This is a genomic window from Lactobacillus huangpiensis (genome assembly GCF_019972815.1).
GTDB lineage: Bacteria > Bacillota > Bacilli > Lactobacillales > Lactobacillaceae > Lactobacillus > Lactobacillus huangpiensis.
This window is the reverse complement of sequence record NZ_BPPA01000007.1, coordinates 1-22080: the sequence shown is the minus strand read 5'-3', so window position 1 is coordinate 22080 and position 22080 is coordinate 1. Positions and strand designations below refer to the sequence as shown.

Annotated in this window: 23 protein-coding genes; 21 read left to right on the top strand and 2 right to left on the bottom strand. The window is 32.1% G+C overall.

The features are described 5' to 3' along the window. Positions 1 to 143: 143 nt before the first annotated feature. The 10 genes from gmk to LDM90_RS06665 all read left to right on the top strand — a co-directional run bounded on the left by gmk (position 144) and on the right by LDM90_RS06665 (position 10677). A complete protein-coding gene (gene gmk / locus LDM90_RS06710; RefSeq protein ID WP_034981315.1) occupies positions 144 to 758 on the top strand; it encodes a guanylate kinase in 615 nt (204 codons plus the stop codon). A gap of 1 nt (position 759) precedes the next feature. Beyond that, the gene (rpoZ, locus tag LDM90_RS06705) at positions 760 to 978 is read left to right on the top strand and encodes a DNA-directed RNA polymerase subunit omega (RefSeq protein WP_034981312.1); all 219 of its coding nucleotides are present in this window, start codon (positions 760 to 762) and stop codon (positions 976 to 978) included. A gap of 62 nt (positions 979 to 1040) precedes the next feature. Beyond that, entirely contained in the window at positions 1041 to 3440 is a 2400-nt protein-coding gene (gene priA, locus LDM90_RS06700) for a primosomal protein N' (RefSeq protein ID WP_223897050.1), read from the top strand. 14 nt (positions 3441 to 3454) lie between these two features. Next, positions 3455 to 4399 (top strand): methionyl-tRNA formyltransferase, encoded by a 945-nt coding sequence (gene fmt / locus LDM90_RS06695; protein WP_223897048.1) that lies wholly within the window; start codon positions 3455 to 3457, stop codon positions 4397 to 4399. Next, positions 4386 to 5711 carry a 16S rRNA (cytosine(967)-C(5))-methyltransferase RsmB gene (gene rsmB / locus LDM90_RS06690; RefSeq protein WP_223897046.1) on the top strand — a complete coding sequence of 442 codons (1326 nt, stop codon included), beginning with the start codon at positions 4386 to 4388 and terminating at the stop codon, positions 5709 to 5711. The genes fmt and rsmB overlap by 14 nt, the downstream gene beginning before the upstream one ends. 4 nt (positions 5712 to 5715) lie before the next feature. Further along, a complete protein-coding gene (locus LDM90_RS06685) occupies positions 5716 to 6465 on the top strand; it encodes a Stp1/IreP family PP2C-type Ser/Thr phosphatase (protein WP_034981301.1) in 750 nt (249 codons plus the stop codon). Further along, positions 6462 to 8447 (top strand): Stk1 family PASTA domain-containing Ser/Thr kinase, encoded by a 1986-nt coding sequence (gene pknB, locus LDM90_RS06680; RefSeq protein WP_187155161.1) that lies wholly within the window; start codon positions 6462 to 6464, stop codon positions 8445 to 8447. The genes LDM90_RS06685 and pknB overlap by 4 nt, the downstream gene beginning before the upstream one ends. Further along, entirely contained in the window at positions 8443 to 9333 is an 891-nt protein-coding gene (gene rsgA / locus LDM90_RS06675) for a ribosome small subunit-dependent GTPase A (RefSeq protein WP_373307191.1), read from the top strand. The genes pknB and rsgA overlap by 5 nt, the downstream gene beginning before the upstream one ends. 10 nt (positions 9334 to 9343) lie before the next feature. Further along, positions 9344 to 9991: a ribulose-phosphate 3-epimerase gene (gene rpe, locus LDM90_RS06670; RefSeq protein ID WP_187155159.1), complete on the top strand. Its 648-nt coding sequence runs from the start codon at positions 9344 to 9346 to the stop codon at positions 9989 to 9991. After that, complete coding sequence (locus LDM90_RS06665; RefSeq protein WP_109586432.1) at positions 9988 to 10677, top strand: thiamine diphosphokinase; 690 nt, start codon at positions 9988 to 9990, stop codon at positions 10675 to 10677. Before rpe ends, LDM90_RS06665 begins: the two co-directional genes overlap by 4 nt. A 47-nt stretch (positions 10678 to 10724) precedes the next feature. Here the strand turns inward: LDM90_RS06665 and LDM90_RS06660 are convergent, their stop codons facing one another. Together LDM90_RS06660 and LDM90_RS06655 are read right to left on the bottom strand one after the other, a co-directional pair. Then, complete coding sequence (locus LDM90_RS06660) at positions 10725 to 10949, bottom strand: IS3 family transposase (RefSeq protein ID WP_081945382.1); 225 nt, start codon at positions 10947 to 10949, stop codon at positions 10725 to 10727. Positions 10950 to 10997: 48 nt separating this feature from the next. Continuing rightward, positions 10998 to 11390 carry a DDE-type integrase/transposase/recombinase gene (locus LDM90_RS06655; protein ID WP_152560586.1) on the bottom strand — a complete coding sequence of 131 codons (393 nt, stop codon included), beginning with the start codon at positions 11388 to 11390 and terminating at the stop codon, positions 10998 to 11000. Between the two features lie 121 nt (positions 11391 to 11511). Between LDM90_RS06655 and LDM90_RS06650 the strand changes: the two genes are divergently transcribed. The 11 genes from LDM90_RS06650 to LDM90_RS06600 all read left to right on the top strand — a co-directional run bounded on the left by LDM90_RS06650 (position 11512) and on the right by LDM90_RS06600 (position 22029). Beyond that, complete coding sequence (locus LDM90_RS06650; protein WP_038524448.1) at positions 11512 to 11718, top strand: hypothetical protein; 207 nt, start codon at positions 11512 to 11514, stop codon at positions 11716 to 11718. A 638-nt stretch (positions 11719 to 12356) separates the two neighbouring features. Next, complete coding sequence (locus tag LDM90_RS06645) at positions 12357 to 12740, top strand: acyl carrier protein (RefSeq protein WP_052059689.1); 384 nt, start codon at positions 12357 to 12359, stop codon at positions 12738 to 12740. Next, the gene (locus tag LDM90_RS06640; protein ID WP_223897044.1) at positions 12722 to 13021 is read left to right on the top strand and encodes an aminotransferase class I/II-fold pyridoxal phosphate-dependent enzyme; all 300 of its coding nucleotides are present in this window, start codon (positions 12722 to 12724) and stop codon (positions 13019 to 13021) included. Before LDM90_RS06645 ends, LDM90_RS06640 begins: the two co-directional genes overlap by 19 nt. Before the next feature lie 16 nt (positions 13022 to 13037). Next, a complete protein-coding gene (locus LDM90_RS06635; protein WP_034981289.1) occupies positions 13038 to 13943 on the top strand; it encodes an LpxL/LpxP family acyltransferase in 906 nt (301 codons plus the stop codon). Between the two features lie 37 nt (positions 13944 to 13980). Then, positions 13981 to 15591 carry an ATP-binding cassette domain-containing protein gene (locus LDM90_RS06630; RefSeq protein WP_081945380.1) on the top strand — a complete coding sequence of 537 codons (1611 nt, stop codon included), beginning with the start codon at positions 13981 to 13983 and terminating at the stop codon, positions 15589 to 15591. Between the two features lie 970 nt (positions 15592 to 16561). After that, complete coding sequence (locus LDM90_RS06625; protein WP_052060372.1) at positions 16562 to 16795, top strand: helix-turn-helix domain-containing protein; 234 nt, start codon at positions 16562 to 16564, stop codon at positions 16793 to 16795. 456 nt (positions 16796 to 17251) lie between these two features. Beyond that, on the top strand, positions 17252 to 17443 hold the full coding sequence (locus LDM90_RS06620) for a type II toxin-antitoxin system HicA family toxin (RefSeq protein WP_034981274.1): 192 nt from the start codon (positions 17252 to 17254) through the stop codon (positions 17441 to 17443). A gap of 57 nt (positions 17444 to 17500) precedes the next feature. Further along, positions 17501 to 17905, top strand: coding sequence for a type II toxin-antitoxin system HicB family antitoxin (locus LDM90_RS06615; RefSeq protein ID WP_034981271.1), 405 nt, complete (start codon positions 17501 to 17503; stop codon positions 17903 to 17905). A 436-nt stretch (positions 17906 to 18341) separates the two neighbouring features. Next, a complete protein-coding gene (locus LDM90_RS06610) occupies positions 18342 to 18974 on the top strand; it encodes a tyrosine-type recombinase/integrase (RefSeq protein ID WP_122052530.1) in 633 nt (210 codons plus the stop codon). A 254-nt stretch (positions 18975 to 19228) separates the two neighbouring features. Continuing rightward, positions 19229 to 20479 (top strand): hypothetical protein, encoded by a 1251-nt coding sequence (locus LDM90_RS06605; RefSeq protein WP_034981266.1) that lies wholly within the window; start codon positions 19229 to 19231, stop codon positions 20477 to 20479. Positions 20480 to 21150: 671 nt separating this feature from the next. Then, positions 21151 to 22029: a homing endonuclease associated repeat-containing protein gene (locus LDM90_RS06600; RefSeq protein WP_034981263.1), complete on the top strand. Its 879-nt coding sequence runs from the start codon at positions 21151 to 21153 to the stop codon at positions 22027 to 22029. Positions 22030 to 22080: the final 51 nt, after the last annotated feature.

Sequence of the window (22080 nt, the reverse complement as noted above, 5' to 3'; positions counted from 1 at the left end):
TATTATAAGAACATTTGTTCCAAAAAACAAGTATTTAATCAAAATTTTTTAGGAGAATTTTGATTTATTAAAAAGACATAACTTGAAAATATTTTCATTTTAGTGCAAACTAAATACAATAGCTTTTATTAAGGGAGTATGGCATGACAGAAAAAGGTTTGTTACTTGTCCTTTCTGGTCCCTCGGGAGTTGGTAAGGGAACCGTTAAAAGTGCAATAGTGAAAAATAAAGTATTTCCGTTTGAATATTCAGTATCAATGACTACAAGAAAGCCCAGGCCAGGCGAAGTAAACGGCAAGGATTATTATTTTGTTAGTCAAGAGCGATTTAAGCAGGCGATCAATCAAAATGAACTTTTGGAGTATAATCAATATGTAAATAATTTTTATGGCACTCCTATGGCTCCTGTTGAAAAGATGCTGGACGCAGGTAAAGACGTCTTGCTGGAAATTGATGTCAATGGTGCTAAGAAAGTTAGAAAACAAATGCCTGATGGCGTCTTTATATTTTTAACGCCACCTGATTTACATACTTTGCATACCAGGCTGGAAAATCGGGGTACTGAATCCGAGGATGTAATTATGGGTCGAATAAAACAGGCTCGTCAAGAAATTCTGGTCATGCAGGATTATGATTATGCGGTGGTTAATGATACTGTAGCAAATGCAGTTGATCATATAAAAGCGATTGTTGAAGCTGAACATGTGAGTGTTAAACGTGTCATTAATACTTATCGCAAAATGGTTAAGGAGGATTAAATTGAGAGTTACGTATCCATCTATTGATAAATTGTTGGCTCAGGTTGATTCTAGATATTCTTTATCGGTTCTTGCAGCGAAAAGAGCACATGAACTTGAAGACGGTGAACCTGAAGCTTTAAAAAGTTATAAATCACAAAAACCAGTGGGCAAAGCTTTAGAAGAAATTGAAGCTGGCAAAGTTACCGTTGATCCCAAACATCGTGAGGTTAATCAGTAATTAATAAAGTTTTATGACCTCCATCCTTAGAGAGATGGAGGTCATTTTTTAAAGGTGATTAAATGATTGCACAGGTTATTGTTGATGTTGCAGCCAAGCAAACGGATCGCATTTTTGAATATCATATTCCTGATGAATTGGGAGAAGTAGAAATTGGTTCTAGAGTTTTTGTGCCTTTTGGCCCACGCAAGTTACAGGGTTTCGTTGTTGGTTTAAGTAACCAAAGTCAATATCAGGGTAAATTAAAAGACTTGCTTTTGGTAGTTGATGAAATGCCACCTCTGACTTCGGAATTAATTAAATTATCAAAAAATTTGGCTGATCATGTTTATTCTTATCGAATCACTATTCTGAAAACTATGCTTCCTAGAGTCATGCGTGCTAATTATCGTAAAATTTTGGTACCAGAATCTTCAACAGCTAAAAAAATGAGCATTTTCCAAGGTGAACCGTTAGATTTAAATAAAATTACGGATAATAACCAAATTGCGAAAATTCGCAAATTATTACGAACAAATGTTGCCAAAATTGAATATGTTGTTGAAAATAGAGCTCGGATCAAAACTGAAAACGAATATTCATTATCGAATACTAAAAAAGGCTATATAAATATTTATGAAACTTTGAGAAAGAATGCTGTTAAACAAAAGCAGCTCATAATGTATATAATTGAAAACTACGATAAATTTCCCCAAATGCAAAAAGAAATTGAAAACAATGCGCATGTTAATACTGTTTCATTAACAAATGCTGTTAAAAGTGGCTGGCTCAAAAAACGGGAGTCAGAAATTTATCGTAATCCACTCACAATATATGATAAAGAGAAAAAAGCAGATAAAAAAATCAAACTTAACCCTGAACAAAAGGAAGCATTAGCTGAAATAGAGCCAGCAATTATTGCAAAAAAGTCACGTACGTTTTTATTAGAAGGTGTTACTGGCAGTGGTAAGACAGAAGTTTACCTAAATGCTATAAGTACTACCTTAAAGGCTGGAAAAAATGCTTTAATGATGGTTCCAGAAATATCCTTAACTCCGCAAATGGTAGGTCAAGTAAAAAATCGTTTTGGCCAGCAAGTAGCTGTTTTACATAGTGGGCTTTCTGAAGGAGAAATGTATGACGAATGGCGTCGCATACGCCGTGGCGAAGTTCGCGTTGTTGTTGGCGCACGAAGCGCAGTCTTCGCACCTTTAAAAAATATTGGTTTAATAGTAATCGATGAAGAGCATGAAAGTTCTTATAAACAAGAAGATAATCCACGTTATCACGCAAGAGATGTCGCAATTTGGCGCAGCAACTATAATTCCTGCCCACTTGTGTTGGGCAGTGCAACACCTTCACTAGGGAGCAGAGCCAGAGCACAAAAAGGTGTATACCAGCTGTTACAACTACCACATCGTGCTAACCAGCAAAGTTTGCCAGAAGTTAATTTAATTGATTTAAAAAAAGCGCATTTTAGTGGTGGACAATTTGACCTTTCCATTCAACTCGTTGAGGCAATAAAAAAAAGAATTGCGAAAAAAGAGCAAGTTATTTTAATGTTAAATAGGAGAGGTTTTGCTAACTTTATGTTGTGTCGTGATTGCGGTTACGTCATGAAATGTCCAAATTGCGACCTCTCTTTGACAATGCATAAAGATACAAATAAAATGCAGTGTCATTATTGTGGCTTTTCTACTGCCATTCCTGAAAAATGTCCTAATTGTCAAAGCACAAAAATCCGCTTTTTAGGTACTGGTACACAAAAAGTTATGACAGAATTAGAAAAAATAATACCTGGTTGCCGTATTTTGCGTATGGATGTTGATACTACAAGAAGAAAAGGAGCATTTAAAAGAATTTTAGACAGCTTTGGCAATCATGAGGCAGATATCCTGCTTGGTACGCAAATGATTGCAAAAGGACTGGATTTTCCCAATGTGACATTAGTAGGTGTTGTTAATGCTGACACGGGTCTGTGGTTACCAGATTACAACGCCTCTGAAAGAACGTTTGAGTTGTTAACACAGGTTGCAGGCCGGGCTGGAAGGGCCCAAAAGAAAGGAGAAGTAATTATTCAAACTTTTAACCCTGATCATTATGCCATTAAGTTAGCTGAAACTCAGGATTATGAACAGTTTTATCAATATGAGATGCGTGTTCGACATACCGGTAATTATCCGCCTTATTTTTATACAGTGTTAATTTCTGTTGCGGAAAAAAAAGAACAAAATGCTGCTAGAGAAGCTTTTAAAATCAAAAAATGGTTACAACCAAAATTACACAAGTCAACAATAATTTTAGGTCCAACCCCTAGTGCAATTTCTCGCTTAAAAAATCAATATTATTATCAAATACTGGTAAAATATAAAAAAGAGGATAATTTAAACAAGTTATTACACCAAATTCAAGACTCAGCGCAAAAGGTTAAAAAATATGGTTTGTCTGTTTATATTGATAATGAACCAGAGCGCATAATGTAAAGGGGAAATGATTAATGACATCAATAATTTTTTTAGGAACTCCTAAATTTGCTGTACCAATTTTAAAGGCTCTTTCAGAGAATGATTTTGAAATAAAAGCCGTGGTTACTCAACCTGATAAAAAAGTTGGACGAAAACAAAAAGTTACTGAAACTCCGGTTAAGATTTTAGCTAAGAAACTGAATTTACCCGTTTTTCAGCCTGAACATTTGGGAAAATCAGCTGAATTAGCTGCTTTAATAAAAATGCACGCTGATTTAATCATCACTGCTGCTTATGGTCAGTTTTTGCCTAGTAAATTTCTGCAATCGGCAAAAATTGCTGCTGTTAACGTTCATGGCTCTCTATTACCAAAATATCGTGGTGGCGCTCCAATTCAATATGCTCTTATTAACGGTGATCAACAAACTGGGGTCACCATTATGGAAATGGTTAAGCAAATGGATGCTGGTGGTATTTATGCCCAAAAAGCAATAGATATTCAAAAAGAAGATAATGCAGGAACCTTATTTGAAAAACTATCTCTTTTAGGTCGTGACTTGCTAATCCAAACTTTGCCGCAAATTATTGCTGATCCGCAGAAAAAGACAGCGCAAGATGAAAATAAAGTGGTTTTTTCACCAAATATCAGCAAAAAACAGGAACAAATAAAATTAAATATGACCGCGACTGAGGCTAATAATTTAATTCGAGGTCTTAATCCTGATCCAGGAGCTTATTTGCTCATTGATGGTAAAAGATTTAAAATATGGCAAGCTGAAGTTGCTGGCGATACGACTGCATTTCCTGCTGGAGTTGTTGTTGATAATAAAAAACGATTTGCAATCAGTTTTGCTAATCATACCGTTTTGAATTTACTTGAAGTTCAGCCTTCTGGTAAGAAAAAAATGGTAATTAAAAGTTTTTTGAACGGTCAGGGTAAAAACTTCAGTAAAGGTGATAAGATTGTCAGCTCATAAAAGTGCACGTTCGGTAGCACTTGCAACCTTGATTCGAGTATTTCGTGATGGCTCTTATTCAAATATCAGTTTTAACAATAGTTTGCAGGAAACGAAGCTGTCTCAGGCTGACCAAAATTTGGCGACACGAATCGTGTATGGCACTATTCAGGAAAAAATATATTTGGAATATCAGTTTCAAGGTTTATTAAAAACTGAACTTAAAGAAGATTATCTTTTGCCATTGCTACTAATGTCCGCCTATCAAATTTTATTTATGAACAGCATACCAGATCGAGCCGTTCTAAACGAAGCTAATAATTTGGCTAAGGAATTTGGTAGAAAGCATTCGGCTGGATTTAAGATTGTTAATGGTATTTTACGTGCTTTCTTAAGAAGGGGACAGATTTTACCTGATGATAAAGGTAAAGTGCTTTTTTTAAGTGTTAAAGAAAGTACTCCCCAGTGGCTAGTTCAGTACCTTATTAATAATTGGGGTGAGAGCAGAACAGCTTCTATCTTGTCAAGTATCAATAAACCAGCAAAAAATACTGTTAGAGTTTCAGGTTTAACTGATTATAATTTGATCAAAGAAGAATTAACTAAATTAGGATTTTTTCCTAATGAATCTCAAATTGCTGATGATGAACTGGTTTTAGCACGTGGTGGTGTCTTTAAAACTTCCCTATTTAAAGAAGGAAAATTGACAATTCAAGACGAAGCTGCTAGTTTGGCAGTAAGTGCTTTCACTTTTGCAGGTAATGAAGAAGTTCTTGATGCATGTAGTGCACCAGGTGGAAAAACTATTCAAATTGCTGAAAAGCTAAAACATGGTTATGTTACTGCTCTTGATATTCACAAAAACAAACTGCGTTTGGTTAAGCAAAATGGTAAAAGAATGAAAGTTGAATCAAGAATAAACGTTAAAACGATGGATGCCAGAAAAGCTGATCAAACATTTAAAAAAGGACAATTTGATAAAATCTTGGTGGATGCTCCGTGTTCTGGATTAGGTCTTATAAGAAGAAAACCAGAAATTCGTTATACTAAAACATTACAGGATTTAGTCAAATTACAAAAAATACAATTGGATATTTTAGACCATGTAAGTACGTTGTTAAGTCGAGATGGTGAATTGGTTTATTCTACTTGTACTATTACTCAAGAAGAAGATGAAGACGTTGTTAAGGCTTTTCTAAAAAGTCATACTCAGTTTGAATTACAACCTTTCACTGCGGGTAAACTTAAAGCAACACAAGGGATGCTGAAAATTTTACCTGATAGTTATGGTAGTGACGGCTTTTTTATAGCTAAGTTTAAAATGCGAGGTTAAAGTTTTGATTAGAACAGCATTTGCATCTAGTATCGGGCGAATACGCAAGAGTAATCAGGATTCTGTCCAGGTTTTCAAAAATAAAAGGAACGCATTGTTGGCCATAGTTTGTGATGGTATGGGTGGACATCAGGGAGGTGATGTAGCCTCAACTATGGCTGTAAGTCATTTGGGTCATAATTTTGGCGTTACTGACTTTTACGATTCTGACAGCGCACGCAAGTGGCTAAACGTCCAGCTAAGTAATGAAAATGAAACTATATTAAGAACTGCAGATCGCTTTCCAGATCTAAATGGTATGGGTACCACTATTGTCCTGGCTGCTATTTTTAACAACGAAGCTTTAATTGCACATCTCGGGGATTCAAGAGCATATGGTTACTCTGATGGTAAATTCATCCAGTTAGTTGAAGATCATTCCCTTGTTAATGAGTTAGTAAAATTAGGACAAATTACGAAGCAACAGGCTAGAAATCACCCTCAAAAAAATATTATTACTCAATCACTGGGGGTTTCTAGTACAATTGATCCAGAGTTTAAACAAGTAACTTTAAATGATAACGATATTATTTTGCTTTGTACCGATGGGTTAACAAACTCATTAAGTGACCCACAGATTCAGCAAATTCTTGCTACAAAAGATTTATCATTAAAGAATCGGTGTCAAAAATTGATTGATGAAGCTAACCGCTTAGGTGGTGAGGATAATATTACTGCTTGCTTAATTCTAAACGAAGGCGGTGACGGTAAATGATAAATAAGGGCTATTTGTTAGGCGATCGTTACCGTATAATCGATACTTTGGGTGAAGGTGGCATGGCAAATGTTTATCTTGCTGAAGACATAATTTTACAGCGAAAAGTTGCGGTTAAAATTTTGCGACTTGATTTGCAAAAAGAACCGCAAACTTTGGCTCGTTTTCAAAGAGAAGCACTGGCAACGAGCGAACTGAGCCATCCTAATATAGTAATGGTTCTTGATGTTGGCACTGATCATGGACTGCCATACATGGTAATGGAATATGTCGATGGACCAGATTTAAAAGACTATATTAGAGCAAATTCTCCTTTGCATTTAGGAGATATTATCCGCATTATGGACCAAATACTAAGTGCAATGTCCCTGGCTCATAAACATAATGTTATTCACAGAGATCTAAAACCGCAAAATATTTTAATGGATAAGCATGGAAATATAAAAATTGCCGATTTTGGCATTGCTGTGGCTCTTAATCAGAATTCAGTTACCCAAACTAACTCAGCGATTGGTTCTGTCCATTACATGTCTCCTGAGCAAACGAGGGGAGGACTCGTCACCAAGCAGTCTGATATTTATTCTTTAGGCATAATTCTATATGAATTAATTACTGGTCATGTTCCATTTAACGGAGATTCAGCTGTTTCAATTGCTTTAAAACACGCACAAGAGCCAATTCCCTCGATACGAAAACAAGATCCAAACATTCCCCAATCTTTAGAAAATGTTGTTTTAAAAGCTACTGCTAAAGATCCACGTGACAGATATGATTCAGCCAAAGAAATGAAAGATGATCTCGACAGTAGTTTAGAGCCAGGTAGGGCTAATGAACCGGTTTTTAAGCCAACTCATGGGAATAATGATGACGAAACCATTATATTACCTAATTTCAAATCTGATCCAAATAGCAATAGATTAGATGAAGAAAGCAGAACACAGAATGATGAATCAGGTGATAAGTCCAAAGTAAATCATTCCAGTTTTACACAGGCTTTGCGTAAACATAAATGGTGGTGGCTTTTTGTTGGAATTGCTGCGGTTTTAATCGTTGGATTAATGTTTTTTGTTTTAAACAGCAACAATCATAAAGATGTACGTATTCCAGACGTTACAAATATGAGCGAAAGAAGCGCAAGAAATAGGCTTGAGATGGTAGGCTTGAAAGTAGGCAAAATAAAACACCGGAGTTCTGACAGTATAGATCGTGGTAAAGTAATTGAAACTTCACCTACTGCAGGAGTAGAAATAAAACGAGGCAGATACATTGATCTTTATATATCAGATGGAGCAGGTATGGTAAGAGTACCTGATGTCACTGGAGACGAATATGAAATAGCAGTACACAAGCTAGAAAAATTGGGCTTTGAAATAATTCGCGAAAACCAATTTTCTTATAACGTTCCACCTGATCATGTTATTTCTCAAAGTGTTGCAGCTGATGTGGAGGTAAAGCCAGACCAAACAACCATTACTTTAACTGTGTCAAAAGGAAAGAATCATCGCGCAAAAGATCATATGACTAAATTACCGGATCTAACTAATTATTCATTGAAGGAAGCGCAAGAATTTGCACATAAGCATGGTTTAACTTTGCAAGTCAGTTCTGCGTATTCAAATAAAGTTAAAAAGGGTATGATTATTTCAATGAGTCCGGCAGCTGGTACTAAAGTACCAAAGGGAAGTACAATTTCAGTTAATGTTTCTGAAGGCGCAAAAAAAGAGCGTGATCTAACAGCTATAAAAAACTTCACAGTTAGTTATGAAGATAATGATGAAGATGATTCAGATGACAAGCGGGGGAATCATGTTCAAATTTATGTTTCAGATGATAATCATTCAATTAACAATATTTATCGGGATCTTTACATTAAAAAAGATATGAATTTTTCAATACCATTTGAACTTAAGGATGGTCCTGGTCAGCTGAAAGTAGTGCGTGACGGGCAGACAATTTTGAATGAGAAGGTCAAAAATGATTAAAGAAGATCAGGGAATTGTTACTGGTCTGATTGCTGGCTTTTATGACGTTCAGACGAGCACTGATACAATAAGAACCCGTGCCAGAGGGGTTTTCCGTAAAAATAATTTAAAACCTACTGTTGGTGATCACGTTAAGATTCAAATTGATGATCAAGGCACAAGTTATTTGGTTGCAGTGTTGCCTCGCCAAAACCTGATTGGTCGTCCTGCTGTAGCCAATGTGACTCAAATTTTACTCGTAATGTCTGCTGTACAACCAGATTTTTCATTACAATTGCTAGATCGCTTTCTAACTTATTTTTCTTGGAAAAACATTGCTGTAAGTATTTTTTTATCGAAAAGAGATTTAGTTGGTATATCCGACCTAGATAAAATTCAAAAAAATTTGAATTATTATCAAGAAGTAGGCTATAAGGTCTATTATAGTAAAAAAGAAGTTGCAAGTAATTTACCTAATGACATTGGTTCCGAGCAGATATGGACTTTAGCAGGCCAATCAGGTGCGGGCAAATCAACTTTAATTAACTCACTAAAAAGTGGTCTGCACCAAGAAACTGGGATTATTTCAAATTCCTTAAATCGTGGCAAGCACACAACAAGAACAGTAAACCTCTTTCCTTTAGGTAAGGGTTACCTTGCGGATACACCAGGGTTTTCAGCAATTGATTTAACTCCAATTAAAATAAATGAATTATGCAATTATTTTATTGAGTTTAGAAGAGCAAGTAAATTCTGTAAATTCCGTGGTTGCCAACATCTTAATGAACCCAAGTGCAGAGTAAAAGAACTAGTTGAAACAGGCGAAATAAAAAAAAGCCGCTATGATGATTACTTGTTATTGCGCAAAGAAATAGAAAATGGCAAATTACCAGAATATTTAAAGTAAGGAGAATACAGTGATAGCACCATCAATACTAAATATTAATAACTTAAATTTAGAAAAAGACATTCAAACAGCTGTGAATGCAGGCATTAACCGATTTCACATTGACATCATGGATGGGCATTTCGTACCTAATTTATCTTTTGGGCCACAACTTGTTTCAGATTTCAAAAAAGCTTTTCCATCTATTGTGGCCGAGATTCACTTGATGAGTAACAATCCTGATGATTTGGTACCAGCTTTTACTAAGGCCGGTGCTCAAATAATGTTGCTTCATTATGAAGCAATGACTGAAGAGAAACTAAATTACTGGTTAGATTATTTAAATGAAAATCAAGTTAAAGCTGGTGTGGTTCTTAACCCTGATACTTCCGTATCTGTACTTTCCAAATTTATTTCTAAAATAGATCAAATTTTATTAATGACAGTTTTTCCTGGCTTTGGTGGACAAAAATTTATTCCAGATTCTCTTTCTAGAATTAAAGAAGCATCAAATTTAGTAAATGGAAAAGTTCCTATTGAAGTTGATGGAGGAATCAACGGACAAACTGCTAAAAAAGCTAAAGATGCAGGAGCAGAAATTTTTGTAGCTGGATCATACCTTTTTTGTCAAAATAGTGTTGAACAACAAATTGCTGAACTGAAAGGTATATTAGAATGAAAGCATGGGCGTTGCTAGGCGCTCCTAAACAGTTATGGCCTAATGATCTTAAAAAGCAGCTTTTAGCAGCCAAAAAAAACGGCGATTTAATAATCGGAGTTGATCGTGGGACTTATCTTTTAGAAGAAATGGGTATAAAGGCCGATTTAGCTGAAGGAGATTTTGATTCATTGCAAAAAAATGAATTAGCTGCAATTGAAAAAAATGTTAATGATATCAGGTATTCTCTTCCAGAAAAAGACTTGACGGATGCTGAAATGGTTATTAGATGTGCTTTTATAGATTATCATGCTTCTCATTTAAGCCTTTTTGGAGCAACTGGAGGGCGATTAGATCATTTTCTATCTAATTTATTTATGGTTCTTAAACCTGGATTTAACCAGTTTGCTGAAAGCATCGAACTTATTGACCAACAAAATTCAATCAGATTCTACAATAACGGACAACATTTGATAGAAAAATTACCAACTTATAAATATTTTGGAGTAATACCATTAACAGCTGTTCAAAATTTAAAAATTACGGGAGCTAAATATAATTTAACAGATTTTAGCGGGAATAATCCTGTCTCGTTTAGTTCGAATGAATTTTTACCTAATAAAGATCAATTTGAATTATCATTTAAAAAAGGAACTGTTGCAGTTATTCAATCTAGGGACATTGATCGCTTTCAAAATATCAAATAATAAAAACAGCAGATTCTGAAGCTAACCCCTAAAACTGGACGTTAGTTTTATATCATTTTACTTAAGGCTTGATTCCGATATTGAATCGGAGTTAAGCCTTTTAGTTTGTGCCGAATTCTATCTTCATTGTAATAACTTAGCCATTCTTTCATTGCCTTAACCAATTGTTTCTTAGTATCAAAGTGATGTGTAAAATAATTCATTTCAACTTTCATAATGTGAAAGAAACTTTCCATAGCTGCATTATCATGATATGTAGCTCTTCGTGACATGCTTTGAAATACTTTATGTTTTCGTAAAGCATGTCGATATGGATTAGATTAATATTGAATTCCTTGATCACTATGGATTATCATTCGATAATTTAATAGCTTTTGTCTTGCAGTAAACACTCCCTCTAATCCTTCTAGAACATATCTTGTTAATGGACGATCGGTGATCGTATAACTAATAATTTCACCATTGAATAAGTCCTTAAATGGCGATAAATATACACGATCACGGATAGTCATGTTACCATATCTAAATTCACTAATATCAGTTACGACCTTTTGATATGGTCTATCAGTCTTAAACTTTTGATGGAACCGATTCTTAGCTTTCTTATTTTGTGGACCCTTTGAAGAATCATATTTATCGGCTCTCAGATTATATTTATTAGCTCCTAAATTGTTCTCACGCATTAAGCGTTGGACACGTTTATGATTAATCATTAGGTGATAAGTCATCATCATAATTTTCGATACTTTGAATAGCAGAAAACAGCTTATTTCTTAAATTAATAGCATAGGACAATAAAAACAATTCAATTTTAAAATAAGGATAGTTACTAAGATGACGAAAGAAGGGAAAGAAGACAAGCAAAAAGGCTTATTGCATTATTTGATGATTTATTTATGTAGCAGCTACGCCAATATTGTGCACCTCAAAGCTCGACGGCTGCCTAACCAACCAGATCAAGTACTGTGCCACAAGCAAAGCAATTTTATCTTTCTAGTGATGATGCACCTTGGATTAGAGAAAGGGTTAAATATTACCTAATTGTAAGCTTGTTTTAAATTGCTTTCACTTATTGAAATATTGTCGTAAGGCTGCTGTTAATACTAAAATAGCCGCCACTTATTGTTTATATCACTTGGGGCTTTAAACAGTCAACGCGACAAAGTAGAATTATATTTTAAAACGCGTTATAGTGATCGAGCTTTAACATTACCCAAATCGAGATGTTAAAGAAGGTCAAAACTTATATCTTAGGCAACTGGCAAGCTATTTTAAATACGCAGACTACTACTTATCAGCGGTGAAGGTCATATAAGTGGTAATATAACTAAGTATTTGCTTGAAAAGTAAATAAAAATTATTAAAGAGTAGCAAATTAAGCGTGAAGATCAGCACTTTAAGGTAAAAAATGTAGTATTATGAGCATTTTCAAGCAAACTTTGACGAAGCAGTTAAGACACATTACTGGCATCAAAGAATTATTAATGGCGGTAAAATATTAGAACTATCTGAGCAAATAATTTAAAAAGTGAAACCTGCAACTAGCAGCAGGTAAGGGCTAAAAGTTTATTACACACAAAAAGTTGACGCTAACAATTAACATTAACTGTTATTAATATAAATAATAAAAATGTTATAATCATTGTGTTAAATAAAATTTATTTAGAAGGGATTTAACTATGGAAAAAGAATTCAGTAAGTTGCTCAATATAATTTCTGAGATATCTGGAGAAAATAAAGAAACAATAAAAAAGAGTGATAAGTTAATTGTTGATATGGATTTTGACTCATTAATGATGATTGATTTAATTCAGACAATTGAGTTTGAATATGGATTATCTGAAAAATCCATTGATTATAAAGAACTTAGTGAGGAAATTACCGTAGGCGAGGTTTGGAGTATAATTCAGAAAGAATTAGGTATTAATGTATCAAAATATGAAAAAAACGTATCAAGTATAAATTCATTTCCTGAAATAATTAAATTTGACGAAATACAAAAGAAGTATGGAGATAAGGTGCCATATTTTATTAGGATGAAGGAGTGCCTACTAATTATATAAATGAAGGAGGCAAAACATATATAAATTATTCTACATATAACTACTTGGGATTAAATGGTGATAGTAATGTAAAAGAAGCTGCTAAAGTTGCTATAGACAAGTATGGAACATCTGTGTCTGGTAGTAGGCTATTAGGAGGAGAGCTAAAAATTCATGAAGATTTAGAACATGCGATTGCACAATTTTTAGGTACGGAAGATTCCATTGTACAAGTAGGTGGACATAGTACAAATGTAAACATGATTGGTAATATTGTTAATGAAAAAGATTTGATTGTTTAAGAAAAGAGTCAACAGAATGATTTATGATTTTTCTATGTATTTGAGTGATCTAGATGATCAACGTCTTTTCCAAGTATTAAAAAAAAGTAATCAACTTGATTTGATTTGGAAAGAAATTTCTTTAATTAGACAAATTGAAATAAACGAAAAAAAAGAAAATATTCAAGACCTTGTGACAATTGCAAGTAAAGCCATGAAGTTTACTAATTTAAAAAACCAAGAGTCACTGAGCAAAAAATGGGCTAACTATATTTTGTTTCAAGAAACTGATGCTATATTTGTTTATTTATTTTCTCAGACAAAGTGTTTTCTAAAAAATAATTTAATTATTATAAATGAAGAAAAATTAAATGATATTAAGAGAGGAAATACGATAATTTTTAGTCCACATTGGGGAGATTTTTATTCTATACCAATAATATTGGCGAGTTTAAGAATTCAAAATGTTCCATTAGCTAATGGTGATGAAGGGGAGCATATGCGGTCCATTTTAGATGTAATGTTATCGAGCTTAAAAAAGTACATAACAGAAGTTTTAGACACATCTAACCCAGTTAATGCTCTTTTTAAGTTGGATAATTTATTAAAAAATTCAAAAAATATACTTGAATTTCCAGAATATACATTAGGTCCTAAACCCAAGTATCGTACTAAGTATTTAGATAATTTCTTTCCCGTAGCGTACGGATTAGCAGCCTTAGCTAAACGAAATAATTCAAATATACAACCAGTTACTTTTACAAGAATAGATGATTTTCCTCATTATGAATTAAGATTTTATTCCAAGATAAATATAAAAGATATGACAGTAGGACAGATTAATAATAATATTCACAGACTGATAAACAGTATAATAGTTAAGACTCCTGAAAAGTGGTGGTATTGGTATTTGTTTTCCAAAAATAGAATATCAATCAATTAAGTATTATATATTAATTTAATATACAACGGTGATAAAAATGAAAATAAAAAACATAATTAGATGGTTACCTAATTGGCTCGTATTTTCAATAATAATAACAACAATTATTTCATCATTTGATGGAGTAGTTTTGGCACAGGTACTTTCTTCTATAGCAAATTTTAATCATAACTCAACATTTTTAGAAGTAATGTTTTATGCTGTCAAAAGCTTTTCAGCAATGGCTATTGTGTATTTTTCAATGACTTTAAGAAAAATGTTAATAAATTTAGCAATAAAAAAGCTTAATGTAAAGCTCAAAAGTAATTTTATTTATGGGCAAATTAATACTTCAACTTTTAGTAGTGATACTGCGGATAATGTCTCAAAAATATTTAATGATTTTAAATTGGTTGAAACAGATTACTTTAGTCTGATGTTTGAAGTATTTGCGTCTTTGTTAATGGCATTAATCTCTGGAATTTATATTTTAAGTTTAAGCATACCTATTGGAATTTTGTTTATTTTATTTTCTTTATTACCTATGATAACTCCAAAGATTTTTGGTAAAAAATTAACTGCCACTTCTTCAAAGTGGCAGGAAGATAGTAGTAGATTTTTAAGTAAGGTAACTGATTTATTTAATGGAGCCAATACTATCAAAACTTATTTAGCTGAAAAGTATATGTACAATGATACAGATAAGTATTTAAATGAATCCGAAAATTCTTATTTACTTATGAATAACTGGCAAGCTGTTACTTTTTTTGTCGCTTCAATTCTTTCAGTTGTTAGTTATATTTTACCTATTGGTATTGGCTTGCTTTTAGTTATTCAAAGAAAGATATCTTCTGCAGCTTTGATTGGTATTTTTATGGCTAGTGACAGAGTCGTAGGTCCATTAGGAACAGTTTCAGAGTATCTTAGTAAGATAAAAACTACTCAAGAAATTCGAAAATCTTATAGTGAACATATGATTGAATTTAAAGCTCCTAAAAAAATATCGAAAGATATTAAGCCAAAAATTTGTTTTGAAAATGTTTATTTTACGTACTCAAATGGTAAACAGATTATCAATAATTTGAATTTAAATATTACTTTTGGAGAAAAAATTTTGATTACAGGAGCTTCTGGTGTTGGTAAATCGACAATACTTAATTTGATTCAGGGTTCTATTAAACCAAGTAGCGGAAAAATTTATTTGAGGGAAAAGAATAGTAAAATAAACAATATTCTCGAATCTGGTAGGATTGCTTATATAAGACAAAATCCCAACTTATTTAATGATACTTTGCGTTTTAATCTAACTTTAGGCGAGGATTTCTCAACTAAAGATTGTTTATTTGTTCTTGAAAAAGTAGGATTGATTAATGAACTAGGTAACGATGCTTTAAATAGATATTATGGTGAAAGTGGGAAAAACTTATCTGGTGGACAACGGCAGCGAATCGAAATTGCTAGAGCTCTTCTTTTTAATAAAAAAATTATTTTAATTGATGAAGCAACTTCTAGTTTAGATCCAAAAATGTCGGACAAAATAAATAAAATTATTCAAAATTTAGATTGTACAGTGATTGAGGTTGCTCATTATTATGACGATATTGAATTTAAACATGCACATTTTACACACTATGTACTTGAAAATAAAACTTTAAGATTAAATTGTTAAGTACAGTGAAAATCAAAAGTAAAAATATGAAGTATGTCAAGAATTAAGTATAAATTTTTTTGATGATAGTTAACACAAGTTTCACACTTAGGTTATTGATTAGGTTTTGATAGCAGTGTGGTCTTTACCAGTTAAACGGTTCTCTTGCACACTAGTCTCATTATGATTTTTTATATATAAACATTCTAACGTTAGTGATGGAGATGAGGCTAGCTCAATTTTGCCTTTACCACTTTTGTTTTGTGCTAAAGTGGGTTTGAGTTGTAAGCATTTTTTACGCTTTATCCTAATAGTAATTAACGTCGTTATAAAAATTGGCAGCTTCGTTATTTCCTTGCTTAAATCTGTTTGAAAAGTATTGGACACTTAGGGTCCATGTGTTGAAAAAGTGCATTAACAAGGAAGTCAGTTATATGAAATAAGTGATTGTCAAGCTAACTTTTTATTTTAGATCAAAAATTAATAACCAACAAGTTCATGTGTCAGGACACAATAACTGATAAGTAAATATTTGAGAGTATGCATAATTAATAGATTTGGGCTATATTAAATAATTGGACAGCTAGACAATATTGGTAAACAGTAGTCAAAGAAAGATTAGGTTGTTGTGAATAATAAAACACATAAATTGGTAAATTTTGTAATTCCTTATCAATTAATTTTGAATATTGTTTTGCATCCAAGTAGTTTCATCTCCAAATCTTTATATGTCTATTATAAATGATAATAAAGATGCTATAAAGGAAGTATAATACCATTTTAATTATTAAAGGTAGCAAACTTTGTTAGTTCATATTCTTTATCGTAGAGGTTCTTAAAACAATTACGACTTAAAAATGGGCATTATGTTATGACACATGGTTTTAATAAAAAAGACAAAAAACACCAATCAAAGAAATAAGTAAGGCAAAGAAAAGAAGATTGAATTTGAAAAGAGGTAAAAATTTATGAATATGCACGTGAACGTAGTATGCGTGATCCTGAATTTGCCAAAGAAGTTAGTCAAAATAATATAAATTTTGAAATTGCTGTTCAGGTAAGGAATTTACGAAGTAATCTTGGCTTAAGCCAAAGAGAATTTGCAAAACTAATAGATAAGCCACAATCAACAATTGTACGGATAAAGAGTGGTTCAATGAATACTTCCACAAAGTTATTGAGTAAAATTGCCCAAGCAACTAAGCAAAAGGTAAGGATAGGATAGAATTCATACCGTCTTAATATCAGCAAGTCTAAATACGTAAAAAAGAGAGCTTTAAGCTCTCTTTTTGTTTCGACTACCTAATAGTTTTTAAAAACAAATTAAGCCTGCTGTTAGATAAATTCAAATGGTAAATGACTGATAACAGGTAAGGTGTATGTTCCAGGACGCCAACGATTAATTAAATTGCGGTAAAGCTCTAATGATATTTCGTTTGACTAAAGCTGGTTTGAAAAATTTTTCTTAGGTAAGTATTGTGCTAAGTTATAAAGTTCTTGACAACTTCTCTTAGGTTGAATGATGGCTCTATTCAATGGATGCACGTAAACATCCCTCTAACTGCTTTTTAGTATTCTAGGATTAATGAAGTGGCTAGTGACTAAAAGACGCTAACTAATTTATTTGTTGTTTACACGTGTAATACGTGTTACAATTAAAAACGTAAGGAGGTAAGTATACATGCCACTTACAGGAAAGGAGATGCTCAAGCTATTACTCGAAAATGGCTGGATTGAACGTCGAGTTGCTGGCTCACATCATCATTTATATAAAGATGGTGTAAGAATAACGGTACCTATTCATGGCAATCAAGATCTTGGTAATGGCCTTGAGCGTAAAATTCTTAAGGAAGCAGGGCTTAAAAAGCCCTGAAATTTTACGCAAAGTTGATAATTTAATCACTTTGCGTTTTTCAAAGGAGAATGCTTTATGAGTAAAAAAACTAAGCTTTATTTAGTTTATCCTGCAATTTTTACACCAGAAACTAATGGCGGTTATTTAATCGAATTTCCTGACATTCAAGGTGCTTTTACTGGAATCAATACTGATAATATTTCTTATGGAATTGAGATGGCTGAGGAAGCACTAGGATTAACTTTGGCGGACTATATTGAAAGTGGTGACTCAATTAACTCTCCTTCAAAAATAGATAAGCTGAAAGTCCCGGATGGTTCTTTTGCAACTTTGATTAGAGCAAATGTATCAAAGTACTTAGACAACGATAAGTTGGTAAAAAAGACTTTAACCATTCCCCAGTGGGCTGATCGTAAAGCGAAAAAATTAAAATTGAATTTTTCATCTTTATTGACTAATGCAATTTTGCAAGAAAAATAATATTTATGTTTGGTTAATAGTCCTTGGAAGGTTATACCAATTTTTATAAAAGATTATGATCCTTATAACTTAAAAGATATTGTACTTTTTCGGAAAAAGGTTTCTACAGATTAAATATACAGAAGTAAGTTTATACCTTGCTTCTGTTTTTTGTTATGCTGAGAGAGCGATTCTAAGGCCTAGTTCATCTTTTTTGACTATTAATTAATAAACTTAGCCGTATATTTTGTTTTGATTAAACATCTTCAAATTTAAACTATGTAGAAAAAGATACTTTTTCTACATAGTATGCTAAAAGGTGCATTCTTACTGATAGTAAAATTTTGAGCTATTTAACTATGTAGAATAAATAAATATAATAGAATTATTCTACTTAATACGTTAAAATAACCATATAGCAAGGCTTTAAAAGATAACATAAAGTAAGGAACAAAAAATGCCGAGAAAACATAAAGATACACGACCAATTACGGACTCAATTATGCTAAAAAAGTTTTTAGACAAATTAAAAAGCGAAGGAGAAATGGGAGAAAGGAACTATGCCATTTTTCAGACAGGTAAAGTTACGTGCTTAAGAGTAAGTGATGTTTTGGCTTTAAAAAAAGATCAAGTTTTCGATAAGAGGGGCAGAGTAAAAAAAGAAGTCTTTACCAAAGATAAGAAAACAAAAAAGCAGAACAGACTATATCTCACTCCAGTAAGAGATGTATTGGAAGACTACTATGAGTGGTTGCAAGACTATGAAAAAAAGCATCCCTATAAAAAATTAGCATCTAGTGAATGGTTATTTCCAAGTTCAAGATACTTAGGTGAAAATAAGCCGATTGCAGAGAACACTTATTATCGTATCTGTCACAAAATTGGACTTAAATTAGGTGTTGATTGGATTGGTTCACATACTATGAGAAAGACTGGAGCATTCATTATTTACGAACAGACAGGACATAATATTGGTTTCGTATCTCACTTGTTGAATCATAGTAGCGAAGCAATGACTTTCAGATACTTAGGTTTTGAAGAAGAACGTAAGGAAGCATTACTAGATCAAATTAACTTTAATAGAGTTTAATTTTCTAAATTTATAAAGGCTCTTTTCATTCAAAAAAGGGCTTTTTTCTTTTGCTATTTTTAAGCATTCTGTGTCATTGTTAATTAAATTAACTGAACTTGGTCTTAAAATCGCCTTCTCAGCATCGAAAAAATTATGCTTTTAAAGATAAATATTTAATAATTCTTGGATGTTTAACTTTCGTTTTGGGCAAATAAATTTTTGTACAATTGAAAGTGAATCAGAAATTAATTATAGATCAGATGGAGAACAACATGAAAATTAACGAAATTAAAAACATGGTAGAAAAATTAGATGATATAACTTGTTACTCAGGATTAATCACAGTATATTATAAAGACCAAGCTGTATCCAATTTTACTTGTGGTAATTCTATGCAGGGACAATCAGATTTGATTTTTAACTTGCTACTACAATCTCAATTTAAAAAAGATTACCTATTTGAGAGAATAACTAGTGGCATTAAAGATATTTGCTATCGAAAAAATCCTGTAGAGAAAATTAATGAAGATTTTGATTATATTCAGCTTACTGATACTTTTACTCACATCGGTAAATATATGAATATTTCTAAAATTGAATCAATTGAAAAGGAACTTGAGGATTTAAATCTTAGTCTTAAGACTCTAAAAAAGAATGATGAAATTCTTGATTATACTTTATTTGTAAATTATGACAATAATACTATGTATTACGAATCATCATTCAATAATATATCTGAATATGCTAATTTAGTCTTTAGCTTTTGTTGTACTTATAATTTGGATCCTATTAAATATTTGGAAGCTATTGAAAAAAAAGCAAGAACGTTGCGGACACATTTATTATTTAGGAGTGCAGATTGGCGAAGCCAAACTAATTCCTTATTATTAAGATTATCTACTTTTGGCACTTATGATTGTGATAGGTCTCTAAGTGAACACAAAGTGGAACAAGACGTGATAGATGTTGCACAATACATTCAGAATGAGTCATATGATTGGCATTGCCTTTTCGTGGGTACTAGACACACCAATTTCTTATCTCTAACTTATTCAAATTATGATGATACTTTTAAAGGTCTCAAATCATTAAATCAAGCAATTTATACTAAATATCCAGAACAGTTACCTGGTGCAATTAAGTTCTATAATAAGTTCTTTGAAAATGTTAAAGGTGAAGAACTTAATTATTTCTTTTATCCAAGCCAAAAATGGGATGCCTTCTCCAATACAGTCTATTTAACAAAAAAAAATACAGTTAAAGAAAAAAAAGTTCTACCTATTGATAGTCTTATTCAAGAAAAGATCAATTATTCTAACATTCGTTGCGTATTTGCAGAAGCTGCTAATGGCCCTGCTCGGTTAGTTAGAGTAAGCACTGATGAAAAGCGCTCTGTTTCAAATTATTTCATACAATTACTTGGAACTTTATTAAGTGTATATCCCGATCATATTGATGATATTTCTAATTGGTCAGAGGTTTTAAAAGACCAATTTGGAAATCCTGATAGTTTTAATATGTAGGAAAATCTTGGAATATTATCAAGTACGATATAATATTTCAAGATAATCTAGGGTTACTATTGGATAAAAATTTTGTATAATAATCATGTGAATAAATTTTATTTTTATTCATTTAATTTTGCTTGATTTTTTGATTTATCATTAAGCGTTGGTGTTGAATTTCATTGTTGAAATTCGTCTATTGTTTATCACTATCGTAAGATATTTTTATTGTTTATCGCTAACTAAAATTAAGGTTTTAAGTATGTACTTAAAGCCTTTTTTGCGTTGAGTTAAATAAGAAAATTGAATACTACAAGTGAGGATCAGCATAACTGATCTTTTTTAGTATGGAGGTTTTATTATGATAAGACTTTAAAAAAGTTGTTTTAGATTAGATGATTGGATAAAATCAATATTTATTGTATTTTTTTGATTTTATCTTTCAATCAAATTATTGTTGTTTTAGAAGAATTAGTAATTATTTTATTATATTTGTTTATGATCAATTCACAAGATCAAAATTTTTTCGCTCAAAGAAAAAGTCCAGTTTAAATAACTGGGCTTTTTTATTTGATAAATATTAAAAATATTATAATACATCACCTGTTTTTAGTTTTTTTAAAATTTTTACATTTTATTCTAGCTAAAAAGCAAATGCTAAATTGTGACTAATTAGAAAGGAAAAACAGATGGAAGAAAAGACTTTAAATACGGCTATTATGGAATATAAAGAAATAAAGGAAAAGCTTCAAAGAATTCCTTTGAAGAAAGATTTATCTACTAGTTCTCAAACCATTATTATCAAAAAATATGGCTTATATCGTTACTTTTTACAGTCAATGGATGACTACAAGGTAGGTGTAATCAAACACTGTGATCGTGGAATTTCAACCATACAACTGATTTCAGAAATTCAAGACTTATATCATAGACTAGGTTATCCTCCTAAAGAAAATCAATATGAACATTCACGTACTGCAGCCAGAAGATTAGGTGGATCATGGAGGGCTGCCTTAAAAAGCTGTCACATAAATGCTACTTTTGTTGGAAATTCAATTATTAGCAAACAAGAGGTCATTTATAAAGGCAGAAAAGAAATTGAGAAGTATCATCGTATGCCAACTTGGAAAGAAATGTATAAAGATCATTTCCCAGCTAATCAAATAATGAAGTACTGGAAAGGTATTGATGATTTTGCTAAAGAATTTGATCTGCAGACGGAACGTGAAAATCGAAAAAAAAAGGTCGAAAAAGATATTATCTTAGCTGCTCAAAAATTAATCAAAGAACGTAAAACAATAAGCTTTAAAAATGTTGTTGCTGCATCCAATGATAAAAGCCTAACTATTTCACGTATTAATAATTTTTTGATCAACCAAAGTAATCAAAAGGTTATTAATCGTCCATCATTAACTGAATTTTTAGATAAAAAAGGCATAAAAATTGATTCAACTAAATCTCATCAAATAGTAATTGCTGGCAAAAAATATTCTAGTTGGTTAGAAGCCGAACAGAAAACAGGCATAAAAATTGGTACATTGCAAAATGAAGTGCAACTAAAAAGTTAGACATTTTAATATTACGCAAGACTCAATGCACGATTTCGATATTTGATCGGG

What these genes read in the sequence shown, in the direction of transcription:
- gmk (WP_034981315.1), top strand. Translation starts at nt 144, where the DNA reads ATGACAGAAAAAGGTTTGTTACTTGTCCTTTCTGGTCCCTCGGGAGTT.
- priA (WP_223897050.1), top strand. Translation starts at nt 1,041, where the DNA reads ATGATTGCACAGGTTATTGTTGATGTTGCAGCCAAGCAAACGGATCGC.
- fmt (WP_223897048.1), top strand. Translation starts at nt 3,455, where the DNA reads ATGACATCAATAATTTTTTTAGGAACTCCTAAATTTGCTGTACCAATT.
- pknB (WP_187155161.1), top strand. Translation starts at nt 6,462, where the DNA reads ATGATAAATAAGGGCTATTTGTTAGGCGATCGTTACCGTATAATCGAT.
- LDM90_RS06665 (WP_109586432.1), top strand. Translation starts at nt 9,988, where the DNA reads ATGAAAGCATGGGCGTTGCTAGGCGCTCCTAAACAGTTATGGCCTAAT.
- LDM90_RS06660 (WP_081945382.1), bottom strand. Translation starts at nt 10,949, where the DNA reads ATGTCACGAAGAGCTACATATCATGATAATGCAGCTATGGAAAGTTTC.
- LDM90_RS06655 (WP_152560586.1), bottom strand. Translation starts at nt 11,390, where the DNA reads ATGATTAATCATAAACGTGTCCAACGCTTAATGCGTGAGAACAATTTA.
- LDM90_RS06650 (WP_038524448.1), top strand. Translation starts at nt 11,512, where the DNA reads ATGACGAAAGAAGGGAAAGAAGACAAGCAAAAAGGCTTATTGCATTAT.
- LDM90_RS06645 (WP_052059689.1), top strand. Translation starts at nt 12,357, where the DNA reads ATGGAAAAAGAATTCAGTAAGTTGCTCAATATAATTTCTGAGATATCT.
- LDM90_RS06635 (WP_034981289.1), top strand. Translation starts at nt 13,038, where the DNA reads ATGATTTATGATTTTTCTATGTATTTGAGTGATCTAGATGATCAACGT.
- LDM90_RS06630 (WP_081945380.1), top strand. Translation starts at nt 13,981, where the DNA reads ATGAAAATAAAAAACATAATTAGATGGTTACCTAATTGGCTCGTATTT.
- LDM90_RS06625 (WP_052060372.1), top strand. Translation starts at nt 16,562, where the DNA reads ATGCGTGATCCTGAATTTGCCAAAGAAGTTAGTCAAAATAATATAAAT.
- LDM90_RS06620 (WP_034981274.1), top strand. Translation starts at nt 17,252, where the DNA reads ATGCCACTTACAGGAAAGGAGATGCTCAAGCTATTACTCGAAAATGGC.
- LDM90_RS06615 (WP_034981271.1), top strand. Translation starts at nt 17,501, where the DNA reads ATGAGTAAAAAAACTAAGCTTTATTTAGTTTATCCTGCAATTTTTACA.
- LDM90_RS06610 (WP_122052530.1), top strand. Translation starts at nt 18,342, where the DNA reads ATGCCGAGAAAACATAAAGATACACGACCAATTACGGACTCAATTATG.
- LDM90_RS06605 (WP_034981266.1), top strand. Translation starts at nt 19,229, where the DNA reads ATGAAAATTAACGAAATTAAAAACATGGTAGAAAAATTAGATGATATA.
- LDM90_RS06600 (WP_034981263.1), top strand. Translation starts at nt 21,151, where the DNA reads ATGGAAGAAAAGACTTTAAATACGGCTATTATGGAATATAAAGAAATA.